The organism is Streptomyces sp. NBC_00287, from assembly GCF_036173105.1.
In the GTDB taxonomy this organism is placed as follows: domain Bacteria; phylum Actinomycetota; class Actinomycetes; order Streptomycetales; family Streptomycetaceae; genus Streptomyces.
Genome location: NZ_CP108053.1, coordinates 4036656 through 4063649, shown reverse-complemented (window position 1 = coordinate 4063649; position 26994 = coordinate 4036656). Strand labels below are relative to the sequence as shown.

Genomic DNA, 26994 nt, shown 5'->3' with positions numbered 1-26994 from the left:
GGTATCAGTGGTTCGCATTCGAGTCCTGGTCGTCGACGACCACCGAATCTTCGCCGAGTCGCTCGCCGCCGCACTGGCCGCCGAGCCCGACGTCGACGTCTCCGCCGCGGGCAGCGGCCCGGCCGCGCTGCGCAGCCTGGAGCGCGCCGCCGCCGAGGGGCGCCGCTATGACGTCCTGCTCGTCGACGCCGATCTGGGGGGCGGGATACCGGGCGTACGGCCCGCCGTGCCGGTCCAGGAGGTGGGGGAGGACGGTCTGGTCGACGGTATCTCCCTCGTCGCCGGGGTGCGTTCCTCGCAGCCCGGGGTGCGGATCGTGGTGCTCGCGGAGAAGGACGACCCGCGGCGGGCGGCGCTGGCGCTGCAGGCCGGGGCGTCCGGCTGGGTGGCCAAGGACTGCTCGCTGTCCCGGCTGCTGACCGTCATCCGCGGGGTGCTGCGCGAGGAGACACATCTGCCGCCCGCCCTGCTAACCGGCGTCCTGCGCGAGTTGACCGCCGCGCGCAAGCACCGCACCGAGAGCGAACGCCTGGTGGAGTCGCTGACCCCGCGCGAGCGAGAGGTGCTCCGCTGCATGGTGGCGGGCCTGGGGCGCAAGGCGGTCGCCGAGCGCCTGTACTTGTCCCCGCACACCGTCCGTACGCACATGCAGAACGTGCTGGGGAAGCTGGGCGTGCACAGCACGCTGGCCGCGGTCGCGCTGGCGCGCAGGGCGGGAGTCGGCCCGGTGGATCTGGCGGGGGATGTTGTGGAGCGGGGCGGTCAACTGGCGTAGCAGGCCAGGGACGGTTCGGCAGCTCCCCAAGGGGCGCGGGGAACTGCGCGACCAGCCACAACGGCGCCGCAGACAGCAGACGGACCCCTCGTGGCACTACTAGCCAGGGATGTTGTCGAACGGCGCGGTCAACTGCCGCAACAGCCCCGCCAGTTCACCCCGCTGCGCTCGGGAGAGCTCCGCGAGAATCGCGCGCTCCTGGTCCAGTAGTCCGGCCAGGGCCTGGTCCGCGCGGTCCTGGCCCTCGTCGGTGAGCCGGACCAGCACGCCCCGGCGGTCACTGGGGTCGGGGAGCCGCTCCACCAGGCCCTTCTTCGCCAGCCGGTCGATACGGTTGGTCATGGTCCCGGAGGTGACCAGGGTCTGCGTCAACAGCTGTCCCGGGGAGAGTTGATACGGCGTTCCCGCGCGCCTCAGCGCGGTGAGTACGTCGAACTCCCAGGGCTCCAGGCTGTGCTCGGCGAAGGCCAGCCGGCGCGCGCGGTCCAGATGCCGGGCCAGCCTGCTGACGCGGCTGAGCACTTCCAGCGGTTCCACGTCGAGGTCCGGGCGCTCCCGACGCCACGCCGCGACCAGCCGATCGACCTCGTCCTCCATGACGATCAGTGTAGTGGTTGTGTCGACATGAAGTCTCTTGATATCAAGCATCTTGATGTGAAGGTAAATATGGGGGAGGATGAGAGCCATGACGACTCCCACCTGGGACCCCGCCCAGTACCTGCGTCACGCCGGCCACCGGGCCCGTCCCTTCCTTGACCTCCTGGCCCGGATCCCCGAGCTCCCCGGCGCTCGGCCCCGCATCGCCGACCTGGGCTGCGGCCCGGGCAATGTCACCGCGCTCCTCGCCGAACGCTGGCCCACCGCGCACATCACCGGCTACGACAACTCCGCAGAGATGCTCGACAAGGCGCGCGTGGACCATGGCGGGGAGCGCCTCGACTTCGCCCACGCGGACGTGCGGACCTGGGCACCGGAGGAGCCGTACGACCTGATCGTCAGCAATGCCACGCTGCAGTGGGTCCCGGGGCACGCGGACCGTTTCGCCGACTGGATCGCCGGGCTCGCCCCCGGCGGCACCCTCGCCTTCCAGGTGCCGGGGAACTTCGACTCCCCGAGCCACCGGCTGATGCGTGAGCTGGCAGGCCGGTACGGCCTCACCGACACCCTGCGCCACGACGACGCCGTCCTCACCCCGGAGGCCTACCTGGAGAGGCTCACCGACCTCGGCTGCGCCGTCGACGCCTGGGAGACGACGTACGTCCATCTGCTCCAGGGCGAGGATCCGGTGCTGGACTGGGTCAAGGGGACTGGTCTGCGGCCCATCCTCACCGCGCTCGCCGGTGAACCTCAGGCGCGGGACGCCTTCCTCGAGGAGTACCGGGCCGCCCTGCGGGAGGCCTATCCGGCCGGTCCGCACGGCACGGCGTTCCCCTTCCGCCGTATCTTCGCCGTCGCCCGCAAGGAGGCCTGATGCTCACCGCCGTCGACCACGTCCAGCTTGCGGCGCCACCCGGCTCCGAGGACCGGCTGCGCGCCTACTACGTCGACGTCCTCGGCATGACCGAGGTCCCCAAACCGCCCGTGCTCGCGGCGCGCGGAGGGTGCTGGTTCCGGGCGGGGGCCGTGCAGCTGCATCTGGGGATCGAGAGCGACTTCCGGCCGGCCCGGAAGGCGCATCCCGGGCTGCGGGTCACCGGTATCGAGACCCGGCTCCGGGCCCGGGGAGCGACGGTCACCTGGGACGACAAGCTGCCGGGGCACCGGCGGTTCTACTCGCACGACCCCGTCGGCAACCGGCTCGAATTCCTGGAGCCGCTGCCTTAGGCCTTGCGGCGCCCTATCAAGTGCGGCTTGGCCTCCAGGCCGTCCAGGCCGTGCCAGGCCAGGTTCACCAGATGGGCCGCCACCTCCGCCTTCTTCGGGCGGCGGACGTCCAGCCACCACTGGCCGGTCAGGGCGACCATGCCGACCAGGGCCTGGGCGTAGAGGGGGGCCAGCTTGGGGTCGAAGCCGCGGCTCTTGAACTCGCGGCCCAGGATGTCCTCCACCTGGGTGGCGATGTCCGAGATCAGGGAGGCGAAGGAGCCCGTCGACTGGGGGATGGGGGAGTCACGGACCAGGATGCGGAAGCCGTCCGTGTACTCCTCGATGTAGTCCAGGAGCGCGAAGGCCGCCTGCTCGCACAGTTCGCGGGGGTGGCCGGCGGTCAGGGAGCTCGTGACCATGTCCAGCAGTCGGCGCATCTCGCGGTCCACGACCACCGCGTACAGGCCCTCCTTGCCGCCGAAGTGCTCGTACACCACCGGTTTGGAGACCCCGGCCTTCGCCGCGATCTCCTCCACCGACGTGCCCTCGAAGCCCTTCGCGGCGAAGAGGGTGCGACCGATCTCCAGCAGTTGCTGACGGCGCTCCGCACCGGTCATCCGGGTGCGACGCGCACGCCGCGGCTTCTCGTTCGAGGTACTGCTGGAGTCGGTCGCCACGGCGTCAATCATGCCGCCTTCGCGGCCTCCGCCCCGCTTCGGGAGCCGTCTTCCGCGGTCTTCCGGCGTGAATCGATACGCGAGCGTGACGGCCAGCGCACGTCGTACGCCCAGCCCGCCACCTCGAACCAGCGGATGAGCCGCGCGGAGGAGTCCACCTGCCCGCGCATCACCCCGTGCCGCGCCGATGTCGGGTCGGCGTGGTGCAGGTTGTGCCAGGACTCACCACAGGACAGGACCGCCAGCCACCACACGTTGCCCGACTTGTCCCGCGACTTGAAGGGACGCTTGCCGACGGCGTGGCAGATGGAGTTGATCGACCAGGTGACGTGGTGCAGCAGGGCCACCCGGACGAGCGAGCCCCAGAAGAAGCCCGTGAAGGCGCCCCACCAGGACATCGTCACCAGACCGCCGATCAGGGCGGGCAGGGCCAGCGAGAGAACCGTCCACCAGAGGAACTGACGGGAGATCGTGCGGATCGCCCGGTCCTTGATCAGGTCCGGTGCGTACTTGTCCTGCGGGGTCCGCTCCTCGTCGAACATCCAGCCGATGTGCGCCCACCACAGGCCCTTCAGCAGCGCCGGGAGGGTCTCCCCGTAACGCCACGGGGAGTGCGGGTCGCCCTCGGCGTCGGAGAACTTGTGGTGCTTGCGGTGGTCGGCGACCCAGCGGACGAGGGGGCCCTCGACCGCCATCGAGCCCGCGACGGCGAGCGCGATGCGCAGCGGGCGCTTGGCCTTGAAGGAGCCATGGGTGAAGTACCGGTGATAGCCGATCGTCACGCCGTGGCAGGCGAAGTAGTAGAAGAAGACCAGCAGACCGAGGTCGAGCCAGCTCACACCCCAGCCCCAGGCCAGCGGCACCGCGGCGGCGAGCGCCAGGAACGGGACGACGATGAAGAGCAGGAGCGCGAACTGTTCGAGCGACCCCTTCTTCTCGCCGCCGAGCGTTGCTGAGGTGACTGTGGTGTCGTCGTTCGCCTGCGGGGCGTCTTCGATCACATCGGAGCTCGTGGTCATGGGCGTCCCCTGTGGGGTCGAGGGTGGTGAGTCAGATGCCGGGTGGTTGAGGGAACCGTGCCCTGGTTCCGTTACATCGGTCCCTACGGTTCCGTAACCTACGGCGTCGTAAGTATGGCAGCGCGTCGCCCGGCGGCAAGAGCCCGTGAGCCTGCGCGTCCGGACGGACACCTATCCTTGGAGTCGGTCGGACAGCGCGGTCCGCTCTGAATTCTTCCCGGATGCCCCGGCTCGTATGCGGCAGCCGCCGCGCGAGACGTGGCTCCGGGTTCCCTCCCGGACGAGCTTCAACACTGCAAGGAGCCGCACCTGTGAGCAGTGCCGACGACCTGACTACGAGCACCACGTCGACCAGCAGCGAGCTGCGCGCCGACATCAGGCGCCTGGGTGATCTCCTCGGCGAGACTCTCGTCAGGCAGGAGGGTCCAGAGCTTCTCGAGCTGGTCGAGAGGGTCCGCCGACTCACCCGCGAGGACGGCGAGGCCGCAGCGGAGCTGCTGCGCGGCACCGAACTCGACACCGCGGCCAAGCTGGTCCGCGCCTTCTCCACCTACTTCCACCTCGCCAACGTCACCGAGCAGGTGCACCGCGGCCGCGAGCTGCGCGCCAAGCGCGCCGCCGAGGGCGGACTGCTGGCCCGTACGGCCGACCGGCTGAAGGACGCCGACCCCGAGCACCTGCGCGCGACGGTGCAGCACCTCAACGTCCGCCCGGTCTTCACCGCCCACCCCACCGAGGCGGCGCGCCGGTCGGTACTGAACAAGCTCCGGCGTATCGCCGCGCTGCTGGAGACCCCGGTCATCGAGGCCGACCGCCGGCGCTACGACACCCGTCTGGCGGAGAACATCGACCTCGTCTGGCAGACCGACGAGCTGCGCGTCGTACGTCCGGAACCGGCGGACGAGGCCCGTAACGCGATCTACTACCTCGACGAGCTGCACGCGGGCGCCGTCGGCGACGTACTCGAAGACCTCACCGCCGAGCTGGAGCGGGTCGGCGTCAAGCTGCCCGACGACACCCGGCCGCTCACCTTCGGCACCTGGATCGGCGGCGACCGCGACGGCAACCCGAACGTCACCCCCCAGGTCACCTGGGACGTGCTGATCCTCCAACACGAGCACGGCATCAACGACGCCCTGGAGATGATCGACGAGCTGCGCGGCTTCCTGTCGAACTCCATCCGCTACTCCGGCGCCACCGAGGAACTGCTCGCCTCCCTCCAGGCCGACCTGGAGGCGCTGCCCGAGATCAGCCCCCGCTACAAGCGGCTGAACGCCGAGGAGCCCTACCGGCTCAAGGCCACCTGCATCCGGCAGAAGCTGGAGAACACCAAGACGCGCCTGGCCAAGGGCATCCCGCACGAGACGGGCCGCGACTACCTGGGCACCAGCGAGCTGATCGGCGACCTGACGCTGATCCAGACCTCGCTGCGAGAGCACCGCGGCGGACTGTTCGCCGACGGCCGGATGAACCGGACGATCCGCACGCTGTCCGCGTTCGGCCTCCAGCTCGCCACCATGGACGTCCGCGAGCACGCCGACGCCCACCACCACGCCCTCGGCCAGCTCTTCGACCGGCTCGGCGAGGAGTCCTGGCGGTACGCCGACATGCCGCGCGACTACCGGGGCAAGCTGCTCGCCAAGGAGCTGAGGTCCAGGAGGCCGCTGGCCGGGACGCCGGCGCCCGTGGACGCGGCCGGCGAGAAGACCCTGGGCGTCTTCCAGACCGTCAAGAAGGCCCTGGAGGTCTTCGGGCCCGAGGTCATCGAGTCGTACATCATCTCGATGTGCCAGGGCGCCGACGATGTGTTCGCGGCCGCCGTGCTGGCCCGTGAGGCCGGTCTGATCGATCTGCACGCCGGCTGGGCGAAGATCGGCATCGTGCCGCTGCTGGAGACGACGGACGAGCTCAAGGCCGCCGACACGATCCTGGAGGACATGCTCTCCGACCCGTCCTACCGGCGGCTCGTCGCCCTGCGCGGCGATGTCCAGGAGGTCATGCTCGGCTACTCCGACTCCTCCAAGTTCGGTGGCATCACGACGTCCCAGTGGGAGATCCACCGGGCGCAGCGGCGGCTGCGTGACGTCGCCCACCGGTACGGCGTACGGCTGCGGCTCTTCCACGGCCGTGGCGGCACCGTCGGCCGCGGTGGCGGTCCCTCGCACGACGCGATCCTCGCCCAGCCCTGGGGCACCCTGGAGGGCGAGATCAAGGTGACCGAGCAGGGCGAGGTCATCTCCGACAAGTACCTGGTGCCGTCGCTGGCCCGGGAGAACCTGGAGCTGACCGTCGCGGCCACGCTCCAGGCGTCCGCCCTGCACACCGCCCCGCGACAGTCCGACGAGGCGCTGGCCCGCTGGGACGCGGCGATGGACGTGGTCTCCGACGCCGCTCACGCCGCCTACCGCCGCCTGGTGGAGGACCCGGACCTGCCGACGTACTTCCTCGCGTCGACGCCGGTGGACCAGCTCGCCGACCTGCACCTCGGCTCGCGGCCCTCCCGCCGCCCCGGCTCGGGTGTCTCCCTCGACGGACTGCGCGCCATCCCGTGGGTGTTCGGCTGGACCCAGTCGCGGCAGATCGTGCCGGGCTGGTTCGGCGTCGGCTCGGGCCTGAAGGCGCTGCGGGAAGCCGGTCTCGACACCGTGCTCGACGAGATGCACGGGCAGTGGCACTTCTTCCGCAACTTCATCTCCAACGTCGAGATGACGCTCGCCAAGACCGACCTGCGCATCGCCCAGCACTACGTCGACACCCTCGTCCCCGACGAGCTCAAGCACGTGTTCGAGACCATCAGGGCCGAGCACGAGCTGACCGTGCGCGAGGTGCTGAAGGTGACGGGCGAGACGGAACTGCTGGACGCGACCCCGGTGCTGAAGCAGACCTTCTCCATCCGGGACGCCTACCTGGACCCGATCTCCTACCTCCAGGTCGCCCTGCTCAAGCGCCAGCGCGACGCGGCGGCCGCGGGTGAGCAGGCGGACCCGCTGCTGTCCCGGGCACTGCTGCTGACGGTGAACGGTGTGGCGGCGGGGCTGCGCAACACCGGCTGACCCGGCCCGACACGGAAAGGCGCCCCCCGAGAGTCTCGGGGGGCGCCTTTTATGCCGTACGGCCTATGTCGTACCTCTTATGCCGTACGTCAGGCCTTGCGGCGGCGGTACATCAGGAACCCGCCCCCGGCGACCAGCGCGGCAGCGATCCCGCTCAGCAGGCCCACCGGGGCGCCGTTGCCCGTCTCGGCGAGGTCGCCCTCGCCGCTGTCGCCGCCCTGCGGGGAGGGGGCCGCCGAGGCCTCGGTGGCGGGGGCGCTGGGCTCCGCGCTGGGCTCGGCGCTCGGGGACGCGGTGGAGTCGGACGGCGTGGCCGAAGGCGTCGTACCGCCCTCGGGCTCCTCGGACTCCTCGCAGTCCGTCCAGAACACCTTGTGCTTGGCCGAACCGTTCTCGCCGTCGAAGTTCCAGAACAGCTTGTAGTGGCCGTCGGGCAGCGTCATGTCCTCGCTGCGGCCGTGGCCCTCGGCGTCCAGGGCGAGCTCGCCGGACTTCACGGTCTCGCCCTTGACGTCGGCGCTCGGGGCCCAGGCCTCGATGTGCCAGTCGACCTGCTGGCCGCCGTCGAAGCCGAACGCGTCGAGGTAGAACTCGCAGACATGCGGCTCGTTGTGGCGGAGCTCCTCGTCGGTGGTGGCGTCGTGGATCTTCACGGTGCCGTTGTCCCCGTGCGGGGTGGCGTGGGCGGCGGGGGCGACGAGCATCGCCGCCGTGGCGACGGCGCACAGGGCGCCGGCGCGGGTGAGGGTGCGCATGGGCAGTCCATCTTCGTGAAATGAACGGGAAGAAGATGTGGAGGGGGCGGCTCAGCTTCCAGCCGCACCTGACCCCGGGTCAATCACGAACAGACAACACTTGGTTTCTTCACAGGGTTACGGCCGCGGCACCGCCGAAACTCTGCTCAGACCGTCAGAAATGCCGCCGTGAGCAGGGTGATTCCCGTGCCGGCCAGTGCCCACGCGGCCCGGGTGCGCCGTAGGCCGCCCGCCACCACGACCGAGGCCAGCAGCAGCGCTCCGCCCAGCGGGACCCAGGCGTAGAGGATGCCGGACGGGCCGGAGCGGACGACGTCGTCGGAGCCGGGTTTGATGACGACCGTGTAGGTCTGGCCCTTGCTGACCGCGGCCGTGTGGTCGAGGACGACACGGTCCCGGGGCTGCGAGCCCTGGGAGAGAGGCGAGTACGGGCCGGTGCAGGTGTCCTCGGCGCAGCGGGTCACCTCGACGGTGCCGCTCTCGCGCCCCTTGGTGAGCATTACGTGCTGGGCGGTTCCCCAGGACGCCCACACACCCGCGATCAGGATCAGCGCCGCGACCGTACCCATGGCCGCGACGCGTCCGAACCGCAGTGCGATGACGGCGCCCTGGCTGGACATGACGGCGGTAGGCATGGCCGCGATCCTTGGCCATCGCCTTGCGGAAAGTCAATGTCGGCCCGGGCGGGAACCCTGTTTGTTCGGCTACGAGTTGTACGTCTGGTTCGGCTACGAGTTGTACGTCCCCTGAGCCCGCTCCAACCCCTCGATGACCAGGCACTCCACCGCGTCCGCCGCCCGGTCCACGAAGTAGTCCAGCTCCTTGCGCTCGGTCGACGAGAAGTCCCTCAGCACAAAGTCGGCGACCGGCATCCGCCCGGGCGGCCGGCCGATCCCGAACCGCACCCGGTGATAGTCCGGACCCATCGCCTTCGTCATCGACTTCAGACCGTTGTGCCCGTTGTCCCCGCCGCCGAACTTCAGCCGCAGCGTGCCGTAGTCGATGTCGAGCTCGTCGTGGATCGCGACGATATTGGCGAGGGGCACCTTGTAGAAGTCCTTCAGCGCGTTCACCGGACCCCCGGAGAGGTTCATGAACGACATCGGCTTCACTAGGATCACCCGCCGGTTCATCGGCCCCGGCGGTCCGATCCGCCCCTCCACGACCTGCGCCTGCGCCTTCCCGGCCCGCTTGAACCTCCCCCCGATCCGCTCGGCCAGCAGATCCACCACCATGAACCCGACGTTGTGCCGGTTCGCGGCGTACTCCGGACCCGGATTGCCGAGCCCCGCGATCAGCCAGGGGGCGTTCGCGTCGGTCGTCACGTACATGTCTCCTTGATACGCGCCAGCCGCCGCTCCCCGGAGGAAGCAGCGGCTGACGAACCGAAAACAGAGGGCGAGGATCAGGCCTCGGCGGCCTCTTCGCCCTCGGCGGCCTCGCCCTCCGGGGCCTCCTCGGCCTGCGCGGCCAGGACCTGGAGAACAACCGCGTCCTCGTCGACGGCCAGCTTCACACCGCTGGGCAGCGTGATGTCCTTGGCGAGCACCGAGGCGCCGGCCACCAGGCCCTCCACGGACACGGTGACGGACTCGGGGATGTGCGTGGCCTCGGCCTCGACCGGAAGCGCGTTCAGCACGTGCTCCAGCAGGTTGCCACCGGCGGCCAGCTCGCCCTCGGTGTGCACCGGGATCTCGACGTTGACCTTCTCGCCGCGCTTCACCAGGAGCAGGTCGACGTGCTCGAGGAAGCCCTTGATCGCGTCGCGCTGCACGGACTTCGGGATCGCCAGCTCGTTGGTCTTGCCGTCGATGTCCAGGGCGATCAGGACGTTCGGCGTACGCAGCGCCAGCAGCAGCTCGTGGCCCGGCAGGGTCAGGTGCAGCGGGTCCGAACCGTGGCCGTACAGCACACCGGGAACCTTGCTGTCACGGCGGATACGGCGGGCCGCACCCTTGCCGAACTCGGTGCGCGTCTCGGCGGCGATCTTCACCTCGGACATAGTGATCACTCCTCGTATGGGTGAGAAACGGACAAGGTCACCCGGCCACGAACGGCCTGCTACGAAGAGCGCGTCGATAACGGACAGCCGTACCGCGATGAGTACGGCCTCCCTCGCCGAGCAACTTCAGCAGTCTACTCGGCAGGGGAGGCCGTACGAAAATTGATCAAGCGGCTTACTGCTCGTCGAACAGGCTCGTGACCGAACCGTCCTCGAACACCTCGCGCACCGCGCTCGCGATCGTCGGCGCGATCGACAGCACCGTGATCTTGTCGAGGTCGCCGGCCAGCTCACCCGGCGTCGGCAGGGTGTTGGTGAACACGAACTCGCTGACGCGCGAGTTCTTCAGACGGTCCGCCGCCGGGCCCGAGAGCACACCGTGGGTGGCGGTGACGATGACGTCCTCCGCGCCGTGCGCGAACAGCGCGTCGGCCGCGGCGCAGATCGTGCCACCGGTGTCGATCATGTCGTCGACCAGCACACACACCCGGCCCTTGACCTCACCCACGACCTCGTGGACGGTCACCTGGTTCGCCACGTCCTTGTCACGCCGCTTGTGCACGATCGCCAGCGGCGCGCCCAGCCGGTCGCACCAGCGGTCGGCGACCCGCACCCGGCCGGCGTCCGGGGAGACCACGGTCAGCTTCTCCCGGTCGACCTTCCTGCCCACGTAGTCCGCCAGCAGCGGCAGCGCGAACAGATGGTCCACGGGCCCGTCGAAGAAGCCCTGGATCTGGTCGGTGTGCAGATCCACCGTCAGGATCCGGTCCGCACCCGCCGTCTTCATCAGGTCCGCGATCAGACGCGCCGAGATCGGTTCACGGCCACGGTGCTTCTTGTCCTGCCGCGCGTAACCGTAGAACGGCACGATGACCGTGATGGAGCGGGCCGACGCGCGCTTCAGCGCGTCGATCATGATCAGCTGCTCCATGATCCACTGATTGATCGGAGCCGTGTGGCTCTGGATCACAAAGCAGTCCGCACCACGCGCCGACTCCTGATAGCGCACATAGATCTCGCCATTGGCGAAGTCGAAGGCCTTCGTCGGGACGACCCCGACACCCAGCTGGTGGGCGACCTCCTCGGCAAGCTCGGGGTGGGCGCGCCCGGAGAAGAACATCATCTTCTTCTTGCCGGTCGTCTTGATCCCGGTCACAGCACTGTCTCCTCAGAGGTGTCTCAGCTGGATATCGAGAGGCCGCACCAGCCCGTCCCGACTGGCAACGAGCGGCCGTCTCAGCTGGTTAGGTGCGGATGTGCACTTATCACGGTACGCCGTCCCAGACGCACCTGTTTCCAGTCAGCTTTCGCCTTCCGGCTCCCCGGACGCCGCCTCGGCCGCCTTCGCCGCCGCGCTCCCCGGACGCTTACGGGCCACCCAGCCCTCGATATTCCGCTGCTGACCACGGGCCACGGCCAGCGAACCGGGCGGCACATCCTTCGTGATCACGGACCCGGCGGCGGTGTACGCACCGTCCCCGATCGTGACAGGAGCCACAAACATGTTGTCCGAACCCGTCCGGCAGTGCGACCCCACCGTGGTGTGGTGCTTGTCCTGCCCGTCGTAGTTCACGAAGACGCTGGCGGCACCGATGTTCGTGTACTCACCGATCGTCGCGTCACCGACGTAGGACAGATGCGGGATCTTCGTTCCCTCACCGATGGACGCGTTCTTCGTCTCGACATACGTGCCGATCTTCCCCTTCGCGCCCAGCCGGGTCCCCGGCCGCAGATAGGCGTACGGCCCCACCGTCGCCTCCGCACCCACCACGGCCCGGTCCGCCACCGTGTTGTCCACGCGCGCCCCGGCACCGACCCAGGTGTCCGTCAGCCGCGCGTTCGGCCCCACCTCCGCGCCCTCGCCGAGGTGCGTGGCGCCCAGCAGTTGGGTGCCCGGGAGCACGACGGCGTCCTGCTCGAAGGTCACCGTGACATCGACCCAGGTGGTCGCCGGATCCACGACCGTCACGCCGGCCAGCATGGCCTCGGTGAGCAGCCGGTCGTTCAGAATCCGCCGCGCCTCCGAGAGCTGCACACGGTTGTTGATCCCGGCGATCTCACGATGATCACCGGCGACCGAGGCGCCGACGCGATGACCGGCCTCACGCAGAATCCCGAGGACGTCGGTGAGGTACTCCTCGCCCTGGCTGTTGTCGGTACGCACCTTCCCCAGCGCGTCCGCGAGCAACTGCCCGTCGAAGGCGAACACCCCGGAGTTGATCTCCCGGATCGCGCGCTGCGACTCGCCGGCGTCCTTGTGCTCGACGATCCCGGTGACAGCGCCGGAGGCCCCGTCCCGCACGATCCGGCCGTACCCGGTCGCGTCCGGCACCTCGGCGGTCAGCACCGTCACGGCGTTGCCGTCGGCGGAGTGGGTGGCGGCGAGCGCCCGGAGGGTGGCGCCGGTGAGCAGCGGGGTGTCGCCACAGACGACGACAACGGTGCCGTCGACGGCACCGCCGAGCTCCTCGAGAGCCATCCGTACGGCGTGCCCGGTGCCGTTCTGCTGCGCCTGCACGGCCGTACGCACCTCGGCGTCGACCTCGGCGAGATGCGCGCTGACCTTCTCGCGCGCGTGGCCGACGACCACGACAAGATTCTCGGGCTGCAACTCACGCGCGGCGGCGAGCACATGACCCACGAGGCTGCGTCCGCAGATCTCGTGCAGGACCTTGGGTGTGGCCGACTTCATACGGGTGCCCTCACCCGCTGCGAGAACGACGACGGCTGCCGGGCGATTGGCGCTCACGGGGTTGCCCTTCGGCTTTTGGGATGCGGTGGGGTGGACATCCGCAGGATACCGGGGCGTTTCGTGGGGGTTATGGGAGCGGGCCTTGACTGAGGTTTTGACAGCCAGGACCGAACCGAGCAATTGCTCCCCCGCCAGGACTCGAACCCGGACAGATGGCACCAAAAGCCACAGTGCTGCCAATTACACCACGGGGGAAGAAACTCGACTAAACCGGACACTTAGTCAGGTCGCCGAGCGGCGCCTCCTACTATGCCGTACCAGGCGCCTTCCATGCGACGGTACAAGTCGGCACTCTGCTTCACGTAGCCGCTTCGGTCGCCTGCCTCGTTGTCGGCGTATTTGCTCTGTGGATGTGCCATAGGCATACCGTCCGGGTGGAATGATCTGTTCCGGGTTCGAACGGTGAGCGATTCGGCAGTTCGAAGGATTTCGGGGTGTTTCGCGTCCGGTCGGTCACGCGGTGTGGTGTAGGCCAGTCCCGGAAACTCACCGGAAAAGCCACGCCCCCCGCCCGTAGGCTGGAGGCATGACCGCGACGGGGGAAGACCGCGCCGGGGCCCATGCCGGGCCGTGGTGGTGGGCGAGGTGGCGTAGTGCGGTGCTGGATATCGGTCTGGCGGCCGTGTCCGCGCTGGAGTGCGGGGCGAAAGGGTTCGGCTTTGCGGCGGATGCGGGGATTCCGTCGTTCGTGGGTGTGCTGTTCGGGGTGCTGGCCGGTTCGGTGCTGGTGGTGCGGCGGAAGTGGCCGATCGCGGTCGTGCTCGTCTCGATCGCGGTGATGCCGGCCCAGATGGGCTTCCTGATGATCATCGTCGGCCTGTACACCCTGGCCGCCTCGGAGCTGCCCCGGCGGATCATCGCGGCGCTGGCCGGGATGTCCCAGGTCGGCATGTTGATCGTGACGTTCGTGTGGCTGCGTCAGGGTGTGGACCAGGGTGATCTGCAGTTCGGGGACTGGTTCGTGCCGTTCGGCGCGATCACGACCTCGCTGGGGATGACCGCGCCTCCGCTGCTGCTCGGGCTGTACGTGGGCGCGCGGCGGCGGCTGATGGAGTCGCTGCGGGAGCGGGCGGACAGTCTGGAGCGGGAGCTGCAACTGCTTGCGGAGCGTGCCGAGGAGCGGGCCGAGTGGGCGCGCGGCGAGGAGCGCACGCGGATCGCGCGGGAGATGCACGACGTGGTCGCGCACCGGGTGAGCCTGATGGTGGTGCATGCGGCGGCGTTGCAGGCGGTGGCTCGTAAGGATCCGGAGAAGGCCGTCAAGAACGCTGCCCTGGTCGGGGACATGGGCCGTCAGGCGCTGACCGAGCTGCGGGAGATGCTCGGGGTGCTGCGTGCCGGTGACGGTGTCGTCGAGCGGCGGCGGGCGGTGCCGCTCGCGGCGGTCGGTGCGGCGGCCGCGGCGGCGGCTTCGCGGGCCGCGGAGGACGAGGGGGCGTCGGCCGATGGCCCGTGTCTGTCGGAACTGGATGAGCTGATCGGGCAGTCCGCGGCGGCGGGGATGGTCGTGGACCTTTCGGTCGAGGGCGACGTACGCAGCTATGCGCCCGAGGTGGAGCAGACGGCGTACCGCGTGGTGCAGGAGGCGCTCACCAACGTCCACAAGCATGCGGCGGGCGCCAAGACGCACGTACGGCTTGCCCACCGGGTCTCCGAGATCGCGATGCAGGTGGAGAACGAGCCGCCGCCGGAAGTGGCGTCCGCGTCCTCGGCGCGGCTGCCGTCGGGCGGGAACGGTCTGGTGGGGATGAAGGAGCGGGTCTCGGCGCTGGGCGGGGTGTTTGTGTCGGGTCCGACGGATGCCGGGGGGTTTCGGGTGTCGGCAGTGATTCCGGCGGCCTGATGGCTTTTTGTGGCTCTTTACGGCTTGTTGTGGCGGCTCAGCCCGCGGTGAGCCGTACCGGTGCCGCGCCCGCGACCAGCGTGGTCAGGGCCATGTCGATGTCGGGGCCGAGATACCAGTCGCCGGTGTGGTCGAGGGTGTAGACGCGGCCCTCGGCGTCGATGGCGAGCAGGCCCTGGGTGTCGGTCTCGGCGCCGAGGGGGCAGACCTCGGTGTCGAGGGCGCGGCCGAGGTCGCCGAGGGTGCGGGCCATGTGCAGGCCGTGCAGCGGGTCGAGGTGCATGCCGGCCGGGGCGACCTGGCGGCCGGGTCCCGGCGGGGCGATGTGCAGTCCGCCGAACTCCGCCCATGCCTCCACCGCGGCGGGGAAGACGGTGTGCCGGTGCCCCGCCGGCGAGGCGTGGTCGCGCAGGGCGTCGGCCCAGATCTCGGCCTGTTTGATGTCCCAGCGTCCGGGCTGCCAGCCGGCGGCGCGCAGGGCGGCGTCGACGGGGACGGGGAAGCGGGTGGTGGAGGTGCGGTCCGATTGCATCTGCCCTCGATCGTGCGGGAGTCCGGCATGTCCGGCTATTTAGGTCTGGTGTCAGTCGTCGGTCGTCGTGGGATCGACGACACGGACGCCGAAGTGCGCGCTGAGGGCGGTGCAGGCGCGGCAGGGGGCGGCGAAGCTGCCGTGCAGCGGGTCGCCGTCCTCGCGGATGCGGCGGGCGGTGAGCTTGGCCTGCTTGAGGGCCTTGCGTGCCTCGCCGTTGGTCATCGGTTTGCGGGCGGCACGTTTGCTGCGGGCGGCGTCGGTGGCGGCGATGTGCCGGGAGATCAGGATCGTCTCGGCGCAGCGGCCGGTGAAACGGTCGCGTTGGGCACTGGTCAGCGTGTCCAGGAAGTCCTGGACAAGCGGGTGCAGCGCGGGCGGCTGGTCGCCGCGGGCGGCGGTGCCGGTGAGGGTGGCGCCGCGGACCGAGAGGGCGGCCGCGACCGTGGGGAGTATGCCGTCACGACGGTGGCGCAGGGTGGGAGCGTGCGGGATCTCGGTGGCGCTCCAGCCGATACGGGGGTCGCCGGACGGCCTGGTTTTCGGGCCCCCATGTGGTCCTGTCTGCGTCGCGTTCATGATCGTCATCCCCTCCGTGCATCCCCCCGGACGACACAGAGTGCCAAATGGCGTGGCTGGTGCGGAAGCTGGGGCGGTGCGACACGCCCGCGTTTGGGCGGGCTGTCACGGCAGGGTGACGGCTGGTCACGGAAGCGGAAGGGCCCTGACCGGTGCCCGGTGACCCGTGTCGTCGTACCGCATAGGCTGTCGGCACCGCGATCCATGCGGTTGACGCGTGGAGCCAGTAGATACGGGGCGTAGTGGCCGAGGAGGGTCATTGCGTGCCGTACCAGAACGCCGCAGGGGGCAACCGCCATGACGACAGGTCGGCTCGGGCAGCGAGCCGCGCCGCCGAACGCGGCCTACGCCGGGCAGGTCGTGCACTTCCCGGACCCGGTACGGGCCGCCCGTCACCCGAGAGGGGTGCGGATCGACGAGCACGGCTATCCCGACTTCTCGCCCTACGCGCGGGCGGCCGCGGAGATCGCGGATCCGCCGGAGGGTTTCGGCGTCGACGAACTGCGCCTGACGGACTATGTGTCGGCGAACGCGGCGCTGGCGGCCTCCGGTCATGAGCTGTGGGACACGGTGCCGTCGGTGGCGACGCCGCACGGCTGGACCTGGCATCACGCGCTGGGTTCACGGCGTCTCGAGCTGGTTCCGGTCGAGGTCAAGGCGCTGCTGCGGCATCACGGCGGGATCGCGACGGCGCCGGTGGACCAGAACAAGCGGGGCACGCGTCCGCTCCAGGAGACGCGTCCGGCGCATGTCGGTCTGCCCAAGTCCGGTGTGGCGGTGAGCGAGTCGCAGGTGCTGGGTGTCGAGGAGGACCTCGGATACCGGCTGCCGGGCGCGTACCGCTCGTTCCTGAAGGCGGCGGGCGGCTGCGCGCCGGTCGGGACGGCGCTGGACGCGGAGTTGGGGCTGCTGATCGACCAGCCGTTCTTCACGGTGCGCGAGGAGGCGGCGGTCAATGACCTGGTCTACGTCAACAAGTGCCTGCGGGACCATCTGACCAAGGACTATCTGTGCGTCGGCTTCGTCCAGGGCGGCCTGCTGGCCGTGAAGGTGAAGGGCGAGCGGATCGGTTCGGTGTGGTTCTGCGCGTACGACGACGCGCGGGATGTCGATCCCTCCTGGGCGCCGGCGGATCGGGTGGAGCGGCTGCTGCTGCCGTGCGGTGAGGACTTCGATGCGTTTCTGTCCCGGCTGGCGGGCTCTCCGCCCGAGTTGGAGACGGTGGCGAACCTGATGGTCGACGGCGGTTTCGCCCGTGCCGTGTCCGTGTCTACTTCCGGGTCGGGGGAGTGAGTTTCGCGATGGTGACGTTCGCTCAGGCGCAGGAGCGCGCGGAGGAATGGGTCAACGGCGATGTGCCCTCGTACCAGCACCGCGAGGTGCGGGTACGGGAGTTCGAGCTCGGCTTCGTGGTCTGGGCCGAGGACCGCGCGGACGGACCGCGCTCGGACGGCGGCGCCCAGCGGCTGGTCCTCGCCCGGGACAGCGGCGAGGCGACCCTGTGGCCCGCGCTGCCGGTGGGCGAGGTGATCCGCCGGTACGAGGAGGAGTACGGCCGCCCGGACGCGGCGCCCGAACCGGCGCCGGCGGCTCCGGCGCGGGTGGATCTGAACCAGACGTCGTTCCTGCTGACTCCTCCGGAGTGGTTGCAGGAGGCGGCGGATCAGCTGGGGATTCCTGGGCGCCGGGGTGGGGACACGTCGGGGGGTGCAGCTGCGTCCGGGGGATCTGGCTCGGGGGCTGGTGTGGGCGCCGGGGGGCTTCCTGAGACGCAGGCCGGGGTGCCGGGTGCGGGTGCCGGTTCCGGTGCTGGTGGTGCGGCTTGGCCGGACGCCGGCGCGAGTGGTGACGGTGGTGGTGCCGGGGCTCAGGCGGGCGCGGGAGTGCCTGCGGGGGCGCACGGTTCGCCGGGTGCGCCGGCCGGGGCGACTCCCTGGGCCGGTACGGACACCAACGCGGACGCCGGTGAGGACCGTTCCGTACCGCTGCCCGCGACCGTGTTCGCGCCGCCGCTGAGCGAGCTGGACGACAGCACGCCGCCGCCCGCGGCTCCGGATGCGAAGACGGCGTTGATGTCGGGGGGCAGCCAGCTTCCGCGGACGGCGGTGGCACCGGCGCTCGACGATCCGAGTGCGCCGGGTGCGCCGGTGCCTGGAGCTCCGTATGCGCCGGGCGCGCCTGGTGTGCCTGGCGGTACGCCCGCGCCGGGTGCGCCGTCGTACGGCTATCCGCAGGGCCCGGGTGGTCCGGGCACGCCCCCTCCGGGCGCCACGCCTCCGCCGCCCGTGGGCGCGTCCTCCTACGGCTACCCGCAGGGCGGCCCGGGTGCCGCTCCCGACGGGGCCGGTGCGGGTGCGCCGGGTCGGCCGCTCGCGCCGAACGCCGGGGACATCGCCGACGCCGCGACGAGCAAGGCGGCGCCTCCGCCGCGTCGTGCGCGGGGCGGGGCGACTCCGCCGCCTCCGCCCAGCGCCCCTGGAGCGCCGGGTGCGCGTCCGGGCGCCACGCCGCCGCCCGCGCCGTCCGGTCCGGGCGCGCCGGGGACGCCGGCGGGCGGGTATGTGCCCACGCAACTCGTGTCCGCGCTCGGCCCCGAGGGCCCCGACGGTCCGGCCGGTCCGGGCGCACCGACTCCGCCGGGCGCCCCCAAGCCGCCCGGTGCGCCGGGTACGCCTGGCGGGACGCCTCCGGGCGGTGTGCACCATGCGGCCACGATGCTGGCCGATCCGAGTCAGATGGGCGGGGGCGGGGGCGTGCCGCAGCCTCCGGGCCCGCCCGGTGTGCCGAGCGCCCCGGGCATGCCGAACCCGCCCGGCGCACCTGGAGTCCCGGGCGCCCCGGGCATGCCTGGCGCGCCCGGCGCCCCGCAGCCTCCTGGCGCCCCCGGCGCACCCCAGCCCCCGGGCGCCCCGGGCGTGCCGGGTGCCCCCGGCGCGGGTGGTGCTCCCGGTGGTGGGCGCGGTGCCGTGCACCACGCGGAGACCATGCTGTCCGCGCCTCCGATGGGCGCCCCCGGTATGGCACCGGGAGCTCCCCAGCCGCCGATGCCGCCCGGCGCCATGCCGCCGCCGGGTCAGCCGATGCCCGCGCCCATGCCCGGTCAGCAGCCCCCGGCGTACGGCTACCCGCAGCCGCCCACCGGTCAGCCGACCGTGGGCCCGGGGTACCAGGCCGTGCTGCGCTACCGCGCGCAGGACGGTTCCGAGCAGCAGCTGATCCGGCGTTCGGCGCCGGGTACGCCGCACCCGGAGTGGCAGATCTTCCACGAGCTGCGCGCCATGAACGTGCCGCCGGACCAGGTGCTGGAGCTGCACACCGAGCTGGAGTCGTGCGAGCTGCCGGGTGCGTACTGCGCGCGGATGATCCGGGAGCAGTGGCCGCAGGCGCGGATCGCGAGCATCGCGCCGTACGGCACGGATCACGCGAGTCGGCAGCAGGGTATGCAGCAGCTGCTTGCCCACCAGGGTGAGTTGCACCAGGTGGCGGACGGTCCCGCGCGACTCGCGCCGGTGCGGGCGCCGTTGCCGCAGGTGCAGCCCGCGCCGCCGCTGCCGCCGGAGGGGATCGGGCAGGAACTGGCGGCCGCTTTCGGGCCGGGGGTGTTCCGGTTCGAGCAGGCCGCCGTGTCCCGGCAGGGCGTGCCGCCGGTCGTGGCGCACACCTTGGTCGCGGCGGGGCTGCCGATGGACATGGGCCCCTTCTTCTGGGCGCAGGCCCAGCCGGGGCGGCCGGTGCCGACGCTGGCGGAGCTGGCGGCCGAGCGCGGGGTGCAGCCGGCCGCGGACGCGGGCTCGTACCTGGTGATGGGCAGCGACTTCGGCCGGGCGATCTGTGTGCAGTACGGCACGGCCAACATCGTCGCCGTGCCGGTGGAGGCGGGTCCGGGCGGGGCGCCGGTGCCGCCGCAGTTCGTGAACACCGGACTGCCCGAGTTCCAGCGCTGTCTGGCGCTGCTCGGCCGGATGTGGCGGCTGCGGTTCGGTCTCAACCAGGAGCAGGCGGGCCGTTGGACCCTCGACTTCCAGGCCCAGCTGGCCGCCCTCGACCCGGCGGCGCTCGGTTCGCCGGAGAGCTGGTGGTCGGTCCTGCTGGAGCAGATGTGGGACGGCCTGCTGTGACACACCGCCGCTGAGCGGCACGCACGCGTGGACGCCGGGTTCGGTCATGACGACCGGACCCGGCTTGTTCGTACCCCGGACATTGCGTGACCCGTGTCCGGAGTGTCGCGTTATGCACCTTTCTTACCGATACATCAAGATGTCCGCGAAATCATGATTTTTGCGTCCGTCTGATGGAGAGAGGTTCCAGCATGAGCGGCACACCGGTCTCGGCTCACGGCTTCGTGGCCGTACGGGGGCGTGGCTACCGTCCCGAGCAGGTCGACGCGTACGCCGCCGCGCTCTCCCAGGACCGGGACGCCGCCTGGGAGCGCGCAGCCCGGCTGACCGTGCTCGCCAAGGAGATGGAGGCCGAGGCGGTACGGCTGCGCGAGACCGTGGCACAGCTCGCTCCGCAGACGTACGACACGCTCGGGGAGCGCGCGCGGCGCATCTTCCAGCTCGGGGTCGAGGAGGCCGCCGCCGTGCGTGAAGGCGCGCGTCAGGAGGCGCAGCGCCTTACGGAAGCGGCGCAGGCGCATGCGGACAGCGTGCACGGCGCGGCACAGGCGCACGCCGAGTCCGTACGCGCCGAGGCGGAGGAGCGCGCACGTCAGCGCCTGCTCGCGGCGCGCGCCGAGGCGGACGAGTCCCGGATCGCGGCCCGGCGCGAGGTCAAGGAGAGCCGCGGCGAGGCGCTCGCCGCCCTGCGCGAGATGCGGCAGCGCACCACCGGCCTGCTCGCCGAGCAGGCCAAGGAGCACAACGAACGGTGGGCCGCGGTCGAGCGCGAGGCCGAGGAGCGGGCGAAGGCGGCCGAGGCCCGGCACGCCGAACAGGTCGCCCGAGCAGAGGCCGCGCTGTCCGACGCCAAGCAGGCGCTCGCCGAAGCCGAGGCTACGGGGCGGCGGCGCCAGGAGGAGGCGCGGGCGCGGGCGGCCGAGGTGATCGCGGAGGCGCGCGTGCACGAGGACCGGATCGCGCACGAGACCGAGCGCGTACTGCGCGAGCACGGGGAGCGCTGGGACGACGTACGCGCCCATATGGACCACGTACGCAACAGCCTCATCACGCTGACGGGACGGGCCACGGCGGAGTAGTGGTGCAGGGGCGCCCGAGCCCCGTTTCCCGGGCGCCCCCTCGAGAGCCGGCGCGAGCCCTCCCGAGAGGCTCACAAGCCGGCGTGGTTCACCGGTGCACGGCGGTCAGGTCACTGGTAGGTGACGTCCGAGGCGCTGTAGCGGCAATGCGTGCCGTCCGCGCCCTCGCCGAGCGAGGTCGGCTCGGCGCCGCTGCTGTTGCCCTTGAAGCGCTCGCAGATGGTGAGGTCCTTGTCGCCCACGACCGTCACGCCCGAGAGCGTCGCGGTGTCGCCGTAGTTGGCGTTGATGCCCACCAGCGCCTTGCCGGGCGCGGTCGCCTTCACATTGCTGATGACGATGTGCCGCTGGTACTGCGTCGAGCAGTTGCCGCACGAGCGGACCAGCTTGCCGAAGTCCTCGACCTGGAAGTTGCGGACGGTGAGGGTGCCGGCGCCGTTGAACTGGAGGACCTTGTCGTCCGCCTTGCGGGCGCCGCCGCCGTCCACCAGGTACTTCGCGGACGTCGACTTGCCCTTGAAGCTGGCGGCGTCCTCGCCGACGTCCTCCCACCACACGTTCTGGAGCGTGCAGCTGCCCAGGCAGTGGACGCCGTCGGCGGCCGGGGAGCCGAGGACGACGTTCTTCAGGACGGCACCGTCAGCCAGCTCGAACAGGGGGCCCTGGCTCTCGGACTGGCCGTCGCTGCCGAGGTCACCGGAGCCGTAGAAACGCTTGAGGGAGCCGTCGTAGGTGCCGGAGACCTCGATGGAGGAGCTCACGGCCTGGTTGCCGGTGGGGGTCGGCCAAGCGGCAAGGGCCGTACCGCTGGTGGCGGAGGCCGACGGGGATGCCGTGGCCGACTTGGTGGCAGACGCGGACGGGGAAGCCGTAGCCGACTTGGTGGCGGATGCGGATGCGGATGCGGATGCGGACGGGGACGTGGACGTAGATGCCGAGGCCGACGTCGAAGGCGTCACCTCCCCCTCCGCCACCAGCGTCCAGCTCTTGCTGCTCGCCTTGTCGCACGAGTTCTGCTGCGCCAGCGCCGACTTGACGTTCAGGCACTTCGCGCTGTTCGCGTTGACCAGGTGATACGCCTCGCCCACCGCGCTCAGTGCCCACACCTGAGCCGCGCCGCCGTCACAGGCCTGCTGCTCCACCGCCTTGCCGGCCGACTTCGACGCCCCCTTCACCGTGGCGCACAGCCCGCTGTCGGCCGCCTTGACGGTGAACCCGCCGTTCGCCTCGGCCAGTTGCCAGACCTGCGCGCCGGCACCGTCGTCGCACGCCGCCGTGGCCAACCGGGTTCCGGTGGGCGGCACGGTCAGGCACGCGCTGTCCGCCGCGTTCACCAGGCGGTAGGTGCCCGCGCCGGGGCCGGACGCCGAGGCCGTCATCAGCATGCCGCCGGTGACCGCGCCCGCACCCAGGGCGGTGACCAGGCCGCCGATCAGAAAAACCCTGCGGCGGGTCGATTTCCTGCGCCGCGGCCGGTGACCGCGGGTTGCTGCTGTCTCGCTCACGTCGTCGCTCTCGTTCGGAGGTTCGGGGGTGACGGAAGATCAAGTGCGCTTCCGTCCCCCTGTCGCCACCGACGGCGTGAAAGGTTGCCGCGGACATCAACATCCCCCCGCGGCCATCAACCCTGCCGACGCACCGCCCCCGCCAGAATCCACCCCTCCACGGCCTCGTACTGCCGCCGCTGCTCCTCGGCCTTACGGCGCCCCGACACCACCGTCCCCAGCCACCCGAACAGGAACCCGGCCGGAATCGAGACGAGCCCGGTCGTGGTGAACGGGAACCAGTTGAAGTCGGAGTCGGGAAAGGCGGAGAACGGCGACCCGGAGACCAGATTCGTGCCCGGCATCATCAGCAGCACCACCAGCGATCCGCCGATCAGCGTGCTGAGCAGGCCGGTTCGGGTGTAGCGGCGCCAGAAGAGGCTGTACACCAGAGCGGGCGCGATGGCCGAGGCGCCGATGCAGAACGACAGCGTCACCAGCGGCTGAAGGCTGCGGTGCTGGACCATCGTGGCGAGCAGAATCGCGGGTGCCCCCACCGCCAGCGCGGACAACCGCGCCACCATCATCTCGCGGCGCCCCGACAACTCCCGTACCCGGGTGGCGAACACGTCGTGGGCGAGGGAGTTGGCGCAGGCGAGGATCATCCCCGCGACCGAGGCGAGCAGGGTGAGGAAGATCGCCGTGGTGACGGTCGTGAACAGGAGGGTCTCCGCCGTGGAGACCTCGGCCCCGAACGCGGCCTGCGAGCCGAGCAGATAGGCGGTGTTGCCCTGCGGATCGGCCCCGGCGATCACCGCCCGTCCGATCAGCGCGGTCGCACCGAATCCGACGACCGTGATGACCAGGACGAAGAGCACCACCGTGGAGACCGCCCAGGACATCGAACGGCGCACCTGACGAGCGCTGTTGGCGGTGTACATGCGCATGGTGACATGCGGCAGACAGGCACCCCCGAGGACGACGGCCAGCTGTGAGCTGATCATGTCCAGGCCCGGATGCGGCCCGCCCGCGAACTGCAGCCCGGAGTTGAGGAAGGCGGAGCCCACCCCGCTCTGTTCGGCGGCCGTGTCGAACAGCGCCCCCGGGTTCCAGTCGAACTTGCTCAGCACCAGTACGGCGACCACGGCGCCCGAGCCGAGCAGCATCACCATCTTCAGGATCTGGATGAGCGCGGTGCCCTTCATGCCGCCGATGGCCGCGTAGCTGATCATCAGGGCGCCGACGCCGATGATGCAGCCGGTCTTCAGTTCGTCGCCGGAGAAGCCGAGGAGGAACGCCATCAGCTGCCCGGTGCCGGCCAGTTGGACCAGCATCAGTGGCAGCAGCGCGGCGATCGTCACCGCGCACGCCGTGATCCGTACGCTCCGCCCGGGCATCCGGCGGGCCAGCGCGTCGCCCATGGTGAACCGGCCCGCGTTGCGCAGCGGTTCGGCCAGCAGGAACATCAGCAGCATCAGCGACAGCGCCGTACTGAGGGCGAGGACGATGCCGTCGTAGCCGTACAGGGCGATGACCCCGGTGGTGCCGAGCACGGTCGCGGCGGATATGTAGTCGCCACCTATGGCCAGGCCGTTGCGCATGGCTGACAGAGACCCATAGCCGGTGTAGAACTCGTCGAGGTCGTCCCGGTCGGGGCCGGTCATCACGCACAGCAGCAGTGTGATCGTGACGACGGCGCAGAAAGCGACCAGGGACATCGCCTGTGCGTCGTCGGTGAACTGCGTCGTCATCGGTTCGCCGCCCCTTCGCGCCGGGCGTCGACCGCGGCCTGCTTGCGGATGCGGTCCGCGAGCGGGTCGACGTAACGGCGCGCGGTGTGCTCGTACAGCGCGATCGCCAGCCAGGTGACGGGGAGTTGGACCAGGGCGAGCAGTAGTCCGGTGGGCAGGCCGTCGGTGACGGTGCTCGTCATGAAGGACGGCGCGGTCGCCGACAGGATCAGGAACAGGACGAAGTAGCCGAGTGCGGTGAGAGTGGCGGTGCGCCGCTGCCAGCGGTAGGCGCTGCGCAGGATGCGCAGATCGCTGTGGTGCCCGAGCGCGGGGTGGCGCGGGGTGCGGTGCTGTGGGGGGTCGGCGGGGACGGGCGGCAGCCACGGATAGGTGGCGTACTGCTGGTGCGGTTGCTGCGGGTATGGCGGATACGGGTCGGAGTTCATCCCGTGCTCCTTGCGTGGCGGCTCGGGTCCGGGTGCGGACCGCAGGGAGGTGGGGGGCGGTCGAGCGGTGACGCACGCTACTCGCTGGTAGCAAGATCCGCGAGGCTTTCGGCAAACTGAGTGGTATGTATGCGCTTGCTTTCGCTTTGAGGGGCCTGACCTCGGGTGTTACCCCCGTTAACTCCGACTTTTTGAGAGCGCCGTCCGCTACAGGGCGCGGCGATAGGCGATGCCGGGCCGCCCGTCGATCATGAGCTCGCCGGTGGGCGAGAAGGAGTTGCGCTCCAGGACCGCCCGTGACGCCAGATTGTCCAGCGTCGTGACCGCGGTGAGCTCCGTGAGCGCGTACGCCGTGGCAGCCAGCCCGCACACCGCCCCGACGGCCGCCGTCGCCACGCCCTTGCCCGCCGCGTTCTCCCCGATGCGGTAGCCGAGTTCGGCACTGCCGTCCTCGACGTCCACCAGGTTGACACGGCCGATCAGCCGGCCCTCGTCGTCGATGAGGACGTGGAAGTGGCAGGTGCCGAGGCCCTGTTCGGTCAGGAGCGCCTGGTGGCGGTCCGCGAAGCCGTCGGGTTCGAAGTATGCGTCACCGCGGTCGGGGATCGTGCGCGCGAAGTACGCGCGGTTCTCCCGCTCGAAGGCCAGCAGCGCGTCCGCGTGGTCGGCCCGCAGCCGCTCCAACCTCACCATGCGACCCAGGATAGGGATGGCTCAGTCTCCGATCACCGGAAATTGCCGCGGAGCCAAGAACAACAGCACCAGGAATGCCAGCGCCGCCGCGCAGGACGCGCCGAGATACACGGCGTGCACCGCGTCCGCGACGGCCTGCCGGGTCGCCTCCGTCGGCGTACCGGAGCCGAGTGTGCGGGTGACCGAGTCCAGGTCGCTCGCGCCGCCGAGGCGCGCGGCGAGGACACCGTTGGCGATGGCGCCGAAGGCCGCCGCGCCCAGCGTCTGGCCCGTCTGCCGGCAGAACAGCACTGACGCCGTGGTGGTGCCGCGCTCCGACCAGCCCACGGTCGACTGGACGCCCACGATCAGCGGGAGCTGGAAGAGCCCGAGCGCGCCGCCGAGCAGCAGCATCAGCAGCGTCGGCTGCCAGGCCCGGCCCGGATACGGGAGGAACGGGAAGGCGAAGAGGATCAGTGCCGCCGCGGCCATGCCGAGCATCGCGGTGTCGCGGAAACCGATCCTGCGGTACACGTGCTGACTGAACGCGGCCGACACCGGCCAGCTCAACGTCCATACGGACAGCACGAATCCGGCGGCCACGGGACCGAGACCGAGCACCGACTGGGCGTACGTGGGCAGGAAGACCGTCGGGGCGACCATCAGCAGGCCCAGTGCGCCGAGGGCGAGATTGACCGCGGCGATCGTACGGCGGCGCCACACCCAGCCCGGGATGATCGGATCCGCCGCCCGGCGCTCCACCAGCACGACGACGGCCGCGAGGGCGAGTCCCGTGGCCAGCAGGGCCAGCGAGGGCGCGGACAGCCAGGGCCAGGCCACCCCGCCCTGCACCAGCGCGGTCAGCAGGACACCACCGCAGGCGAACACCGCGAGCGCACCCGCCCAGTCGACACGCGCGCGCGTGGCCGTCGTTTCGGAGCGTTCCGGCTCGTGCAGATGACGCACGATCAGCCACAACGCCACCGCTCCGACCGGGAGGTTGACGAGGAAGATCCACCGCCAGTCGGCGTACGCCGCCAACAGGCCGCCCACGCCGGGGCCCGCGACCGCGGAGACCGCCCATACCGTGGACAGCTTGGACTGGATCTTGGGGCGCTCCTTGAGCGGGTACAGATCGGCGGCGAGCGTCTGGACCGTGCCCTGGAGCGCGCCGCCGCCGAGGCCCTGCACGATCCGGAAGGCGATCAGCGCCCCCATGTTCCAGGCGAGGGCGCACAGCAGCGAGCCGAGCAGGAACACGGCCGCGCCCGCCACCAGCACCGGCTTGCGGCCGTAGGTGTCGGAGAGCTTGCCGTAGACGGGGAGCGAGACGGTCACGGCCAGCAGATAGCCGGAGAAGAGCCACGAGAAGTAGGAGAAGCCGCCGAGGTCGCCGACGATCTGGGGGACGGCGGTGGAGACGATGGTGGCGTCGAGGGCCGCGAGAGCCATCGACAGCATCAGGGCGGCCACGACGGCGCCGCGGCGGTCGGGTCCGGTGTGCTGTGCGGAGTCGCGTATCGCAGGTCTCGTATCGCCGCCCACCGGATTCCTTCCCCCTGCACCTATCTGCCGCCGACCAGCTTCCCACTTGACCCTCACGTGGCGGGAGGGTGGAGCCTGAGGCGGTCCCGAGGGTGGAGGCGACCCCGAGAAGTACTCCACCGAA

24 protein-coding genes, 1 tRNA gene and 1 pseudogene are annotated in these 26994 nt (G+C 70.7%); 8 read left to right on the top strand and 18 right to left on the bottom strand.

Annotated features, from left to right (window positions below):
* The first annotated feature begins 7 nt into the window (after nt 1-7).
* Nucleotides 8-775 (top strand): response regulator transcription factor, encoded by a 768-nt coding sequence (locus OHT76_RS18400; RefSeq protein ID WP_328871922.1) that lies wholly within the window; start codon nt 8-10, stop codon nt 773-775.
* Nucleotides 776-874: 99 nt separating this feature from the next.
* Here the strand turns inward: OHT76_RS18400 and tamR are convergent, their stop codons facing one another.
* On the bottom strand, nt 875-1372 hold the full coding sequence (tamR, locus tag OHT76_RS18395; RefSeq protein ID WP_328871921.1) for a MarR family transcriptional regulator TamR: 498 nt from the start codon (nt 1370-1372) through the stop codon (nt 875-877).
* Nucleotides 1373-1451: 79 nt separating this feature from the next.
* On the opposite strand from tamR, the gene OHT76_RS18390 reads away from it, so the two are divergent.
* Nucleotides 1452-2246, top strand: a complete 795-nt coding sequence (locus tag OHT76_RS18390; RefSeq protein WP_443049806.1) for a trans-aconitate 2-methyltransferase — start codon at nt 1452-1454, stop codon at nt 2244-2246.
* On the top strand, nt 2246-2599 hold the full coding sequence (locus tag OHT76_RS18385; protein WP_328871919.1) for a glyoxalase: 354 nt from the start codon (nt 2246-2248) through the stop codon (nt 2597-2599). The genes OHT76_RS18390 and OHT76_RS18385 overlap by 1 nt, the downstream gene beginning before the upstream one ends.
* On the opposite strand, the gene OHT76_RS18380 is transcribed toward OHT76_RS18385, so the two are convergent.
* Nucleotides 2596-3270 (bottom strand): TetR/AcrR family transcriptional regulator, encoded by a 675-nt coding sequence (locus OHT76_RS18380; protein ID WP_328871918.1) that lies wholly within the window; start codon nt 3268-3270, stop codon nt 2596-2598. The two genes, OHT76_RS18385 and OHT76_RS18380, sit on opposite strands and share 4 nt — an antisense overlap.
* A complete protein-coding gene (locus OHT76_RS18375) occupies nt 3267-4277 on the bottom strand; it encodes an acyl-CoA desaturase (RefSeq protein WP_328871917.1) in 1011 nt (336 codons plus the stop codon). Before OHT76_RS18375 ends, OHT76_RS18380 begins: the two co-directional genes overlap by 4 nt.
* A gap of 311 nt (nt 4278-4588) precedes the next feature.
* Between OHT76_RS18375 and ppc the strand changes: the two genes are divergently transcribed.
* Entirely contained in the window at nt 4589-7330 is a 2742-nt protein-coding gene (ppc, locus tag OHT76_RS18370; RefSeq protein ID WP_328871916.1) for a phosphoenolpyruvate carboxylase, read from the top strand.
* Between the two features lie 89 nt (nt 7331-7419).
* Here the strand turns inward: ppc and OHT76_RS18365 are convergent, their stop codons facing one another.
* The 7 genes from OHT76_RS18365 to OHT76_RS18335 form a co-directional block, all read right to left on the bottom strand.
* Nucleotides 7420-8085 carry an LPXTG cell wall anchor domain-containing protein gene (locus tag OHT76_RS18365; protein ID WP_328871915.1) on the bottom strand — a complete coding sequence of 222 codons (666 nt, stop codon included), beginning with the start codon at nt 8083-8085 and terminating at the stop codon, nt 7420-7422.
* 146 nt (nt 8086-8231) lie between these two features.
* Complete coding sequence (locus OHT76_RS18360; protein ID WP_328871914.1) at nt 8232-8720, bottom strand: hypothetical protein; 489 nt, start codon at nt 8718-8720, stop codon at nt 8232-8234.
* Nucleotides 8721-8813: 93 nt separating this feature from the next.
* Nucleotides 8814-9416 carry an aminoacyl-tRNA hydrolase gene (gene pth, locus OHT76_RS18355; protein WP_328871913.1) on the bottom strand — a complete coding sequence of 201 codons (603 nt, stop codon included), beginning with the start codon at nt 9414-9416 and terminating at the stop codon, nt 8814-8816.
* A 74-nt stretch (nt 9417-9490) separates the two neighbouring features.
* The gene (locus tag OHT76_RS18350) at nt 9491-10087 is read right to left on the bottom strand and encodes a 50S ribosomal protein L25/general stress protein Ctc (protein WP_328871912.1); all 597 of its coding nucleotides are present in this window, start codon (nt 10085-10087) and stop codon (nt 9491-9493) included.
* A gap of 175 nt (nt 10088-10262) precedes the next feature.
* On the bottom strand, nt 10263-11243 hold the full coding sequence (locus tag OHT76_RS18345) for a ribose-phosphate diphosphokinase (RefSeq protein WP_328871911.1): 981 nt from the start codon (nt 11241-11243) through the stop codon (nt 10263-10265).
* A gap of 144 nt (nt 11244-11387) precedes the next feature.
* A complete protein-coding gene (gene glmU, locus OHT76_RS18340) occupies nt 11388-12836 on the bottom strand; it encodes a bifunctional UDP-N-acetylglucosamine diphosphorylase/glucosamine-1-phosphate N-acetyltransferase GlmU (RefSeq protein WP_328871910.1) in 1449 nt (482 codons plus the stop codon).
* A gap of 126 nt (nt 12837-12962) precedes the next feature.
* Nucleotides 12963-13034: transfer RNA gene (locus OHT76_RS18335), tRNA-Gln, on the bottom strand.
* 331 nt (nt 13035-13365) lie between these two features.
* Between OHT76_RS18335 and OHT76_RS18330 the strand changes: the two genes are divergently transcribed.
* Entirely contained in the window at nt 13366-14682 is a 1317-nt protein-coding gene (locus OHT76_RS18330) for a sensor histidine kinase (RefSeq protein ID WP_328871909.1), read from the top strand.
* 37 nt (nt 14683-14719) lie between these two features.
* Here OHT76_RS18330 and OHT76_RS18325 read toward each other — a convergent pair whose 3' ends face one another.
* Both OHT76_RS18325 and OHT76_RS18320 read right to left on the bottom strand, forming a co-directional pair.
* Nucleotides 14720-15214: an SUKH-3 domain-containing protein gene (locus OHT76_RS18325; RefSeq protein WP_328871908.1), complete on the bottom strand. Its 495-nt coding sequence runs from the start codon at nt 15212-15214 to the stop codon at nt 14720-14722.
* A gap of 51 nt (nt 15215-15265) precedes the next feature.
* Nucleotides 15266-15802 carry a YwqJ-related putative deaminase gene (locus tag OHT76_RS18320; RefSeq protein ID WP_328871907.1) on the bottom strand — a complete coding sequence of 179 codons (537 nt, stop codon included), beginning with the start codon at nt 15800-15802 and terminating at the stop codon, nt 15266-15268.
* Between the two features lie 288 nt (nt 15803-16090).
* Here OHT76_RS18320 and OHT76_RS18315 point away from each other — a divergent pair, with 288 nt between their 5' ends.
* From OHT76_RS18315 to OHT76_RS18305, 3 genes are all read left to right on the top strand, one after another.
* A complete protein-coding gene (locus tag OHT76_RS18315) occupies nt 16091-17086 on the top strand; it encodes an SMI1/KNR4 family protein (RefSeq protein WP_328871906.1) in 996 nt (331 codons plus the stop codon).
* 8 nt (nt 17087-17094) lie between these two features.
* A complete protein-coding gene (locus OHT76_RS18310; protein ID WP_328871905.1) occupies nt 17095-19911 on the top strand; it encodes an SUKH-4 family immunity protein in 2817 nt (938 codons plus the stop codon).
* Nucleotides 19912-20102: 191 nt separating this feature from the next.
* Nucleotides 20103-20990: a cellulose-binding protein gene (locus OHT76_RS18305; RefSeq protein ID WP_328871904.1), complete on the top strand. Its 888-nt coding sequence runs from the start codon at nt 20103-20105 to the stop codon at nt 20988-20990.
* Nucleotides 20991-21100: 110 nt separating this feature from the next.
* On the opposite strand, the gene OHT76_RS18300 is transcribed toward OHT76_RS18305, so the two are convergent.
* The 6 genes and pseudogenes from OHT76_RS18300 to OHT76_RS18275 all read right to left on the bottom strand — a co-directional run bounded on the left by OHT76_RS18300 (nt 21101) and on the right by OHT76_RS18275 (nt 26870).
* A complete protein-coding gene (locus OHT76_RS18300; protein ID WP_443049925.1) occupies nt 21101-21949 on the bottom strand; it encodes a pectate lyase in 849 nt (282 codons plus the stop codon).
* Nucleotides 21944-22369: pseudogene (locus OHT76_RS18295) on the bottom strand (RICIN domain-containing protein); the annotation flags it as partial. The pseudogene OHT76_RS18295 and the gene OHT76_RS18300, both read right to left, overlap by 6 nt.
* A gap of 242 nt (nt 22370-22611) precedes the next feature.
* Nucleotides 22612-24225: a sodium/solute symporter gene (locus OHT76_RS18290; protein ID WP_328871903.1), complete on the bottom strand. Its 1614-nt coding sequence runs from the start codon at nt 24223-24225 to the stop codon at nt 22612-22614.
* A complete protein-coding gene (locus OHT76_RS18285; protein WP_328871902.1) occupies nt 24222-24653 on the bottom strand; it encodes a DUF485 domain-containing protein in 432 nt (143 codons plus the stop codon). Before OHT76_RS18285 ends, OHT76_RS18290 begins: the two co-directional genes overlap by 4 nt.
* Nucleotides 24654-24860: 207 nt before the next feature.
* On the bottom strand, nt 24861-25346 hold the full coding sequence (locus tag OHT76_RS18280; protein ID WP_328871901.1) for a GNAT family N-acetyltransferase: 486 nt from the start codon (nt 25344-25346) through the stop codon (nt 24861-24863).
* Nucleotides 25347-25367: 21 nt separating this feature from the next.
* Nucleotides 25368-26870, bottom strand: coding sequence for an MFS transporter (locus tag OHT76_RS18275; protein WP_328871900.1), 1503 nt, complete (start codon nt 26868-26870; stop codon nt 25368-25370).
* Between the last annotated feature and the right edge of the window lie 124 nt (nt 26871-26994).

What these genes read in the sequence shown, in the direction of transcription:
- tamR (WP_328871921.1), bottom strand. Translation starts at nt 1,372, where the DNA reads ATGGAGGACGAGGTCGATCGGCTGGTCGCGGCGTGGCGTCGGGAGCGC.
- OHT76_RS18390 (WP_443049806.1), top strand. Translation starts at nt 1,452, where the DNA reads ATGAGAGCCATGACGACTCCCACCTGGGACCCCGCCCAGTACCTGCGT.
- OHT76_RS18385 (WP_328871919.1), top strand. Translation starts at nt 2,246, where the DNA reads ATGCTCACCGCCGTCGACCACGTCCAGCTTGCGGCGCCACCCGGCTCC.
- OHT76_RS18380 (WP_328871918.1), bottom strand. Translation starts at nt 3,270, where the DNA reads ATGATTGACGCCGTGGCGACCGACTCCAGCAGTACCTCGAACGAGAAG.
- OHT76_RS18375 (WP_328871917.1), bottom strand. Translation starts at nt 4,277, where the DNA reads ATGACCACGAGCTCCGATGTGATCGAAGACGCCCCGCAGGCGAACGAC.
- OHT76_RS18365 (WP_328871915.1), bottom strand. Translation starts at nt 8,085, where the DNA reads ATGCGCACCCTCACCCGCGCCGGCGCCCTGTGCGCCGTCGCCACGGCG.
- OHT76_RS18360 (WP_328871914.1), bottom strand. Translation starts at nt 8,720, where the DNA reads ATGCCTACCGCCGTCATGTCCAGCCAGGGCGCCGTCATCGCACTGCGG.
- pth (WP_328871913.1), bottom strand. Translation starts at nt 9,416, where the DNA reads ATGTACGTGACGACCGACGCGAACGCCCCCTGGCTGATCGCGGGGCTC.
- OHT76_RS18350 (WP_328871912.1), bottom strand. Translation starts at nt 10,087, where the DNA reads ATGTCCGAGGTGAAGATCGCCGCCGAGACGCGCACCGAGTTCGGCAAG.
- OHT76_RS18330 (WP_328871909.1), top strand. Translation starts at nt 13,366, where the DNA reads ATGACCGCGACGGGGGAAGACCGCGCCGGGGCCCATGCCGGGCCGTGG.
- OHT76_RS18325 (WP_328871908.1), bottom strand. Translation starts at nt 15,214, where the DNA reads ATGCAATCGGACCGCACCTCCACCACCCGCTTCCCCGTCCCCGTCGAC.
- OHT76_RS18320 (WP_328871907.1), bottom strand. Translation starts at nt 15,802, where the DNA reads ATGACGATCATGAACGCGACGCAGACAGGACCACATGGGGGCCCGAAA.
- OHT76_RS18315 (WP_328871906.1), top strand. Translation starts at nt 16,091, where the DNA reads ATGACGACAGGTCGGCTCGGGCAGCGAGCCGCGCCGCCGAACGCGGCC.
- OHT76_RS18310 (WP_328871905.1), top strand. Translation starts at nt 17,095, where the DNA reads ATGGTGACGTTCGCTCAGGCGCAGGAGCGCGCGGAGGAATGGGTCAAC.
- OHT76_RS18305 (WP_328871904.1), top strand. Translation starts at nt 20,103, where the DNA reads ATGAGCGGCACACCGGTCTCGGCTCACGGCTTCGTGGCCGTACGGGGG.
- OHT76_RS18290 (WP_328871903.1), bottom strand. Translation starts at nt 24,225, where the DNA reads ATGACGACGCAGTTCACCGACGACGCACAGGCGATGTCCCTGGTCGCT.
- OHT76_RS18285 (WP_328871902.1), bottom strand. Translation starts at nt 24,653, where the DNA reads ATGAACTCCGACCCGTATCCGCCATACCCGCAGCAACCGCACCAGCAG.
- OHT76_RS18280 (WP_328871901.1), bottom strand. Translation starts at nt 25,346, where the DNA reads ATGGTGAGGTTGGAGCGGCTGCGGGCCGACCACGCGGACGCGCTGCTG.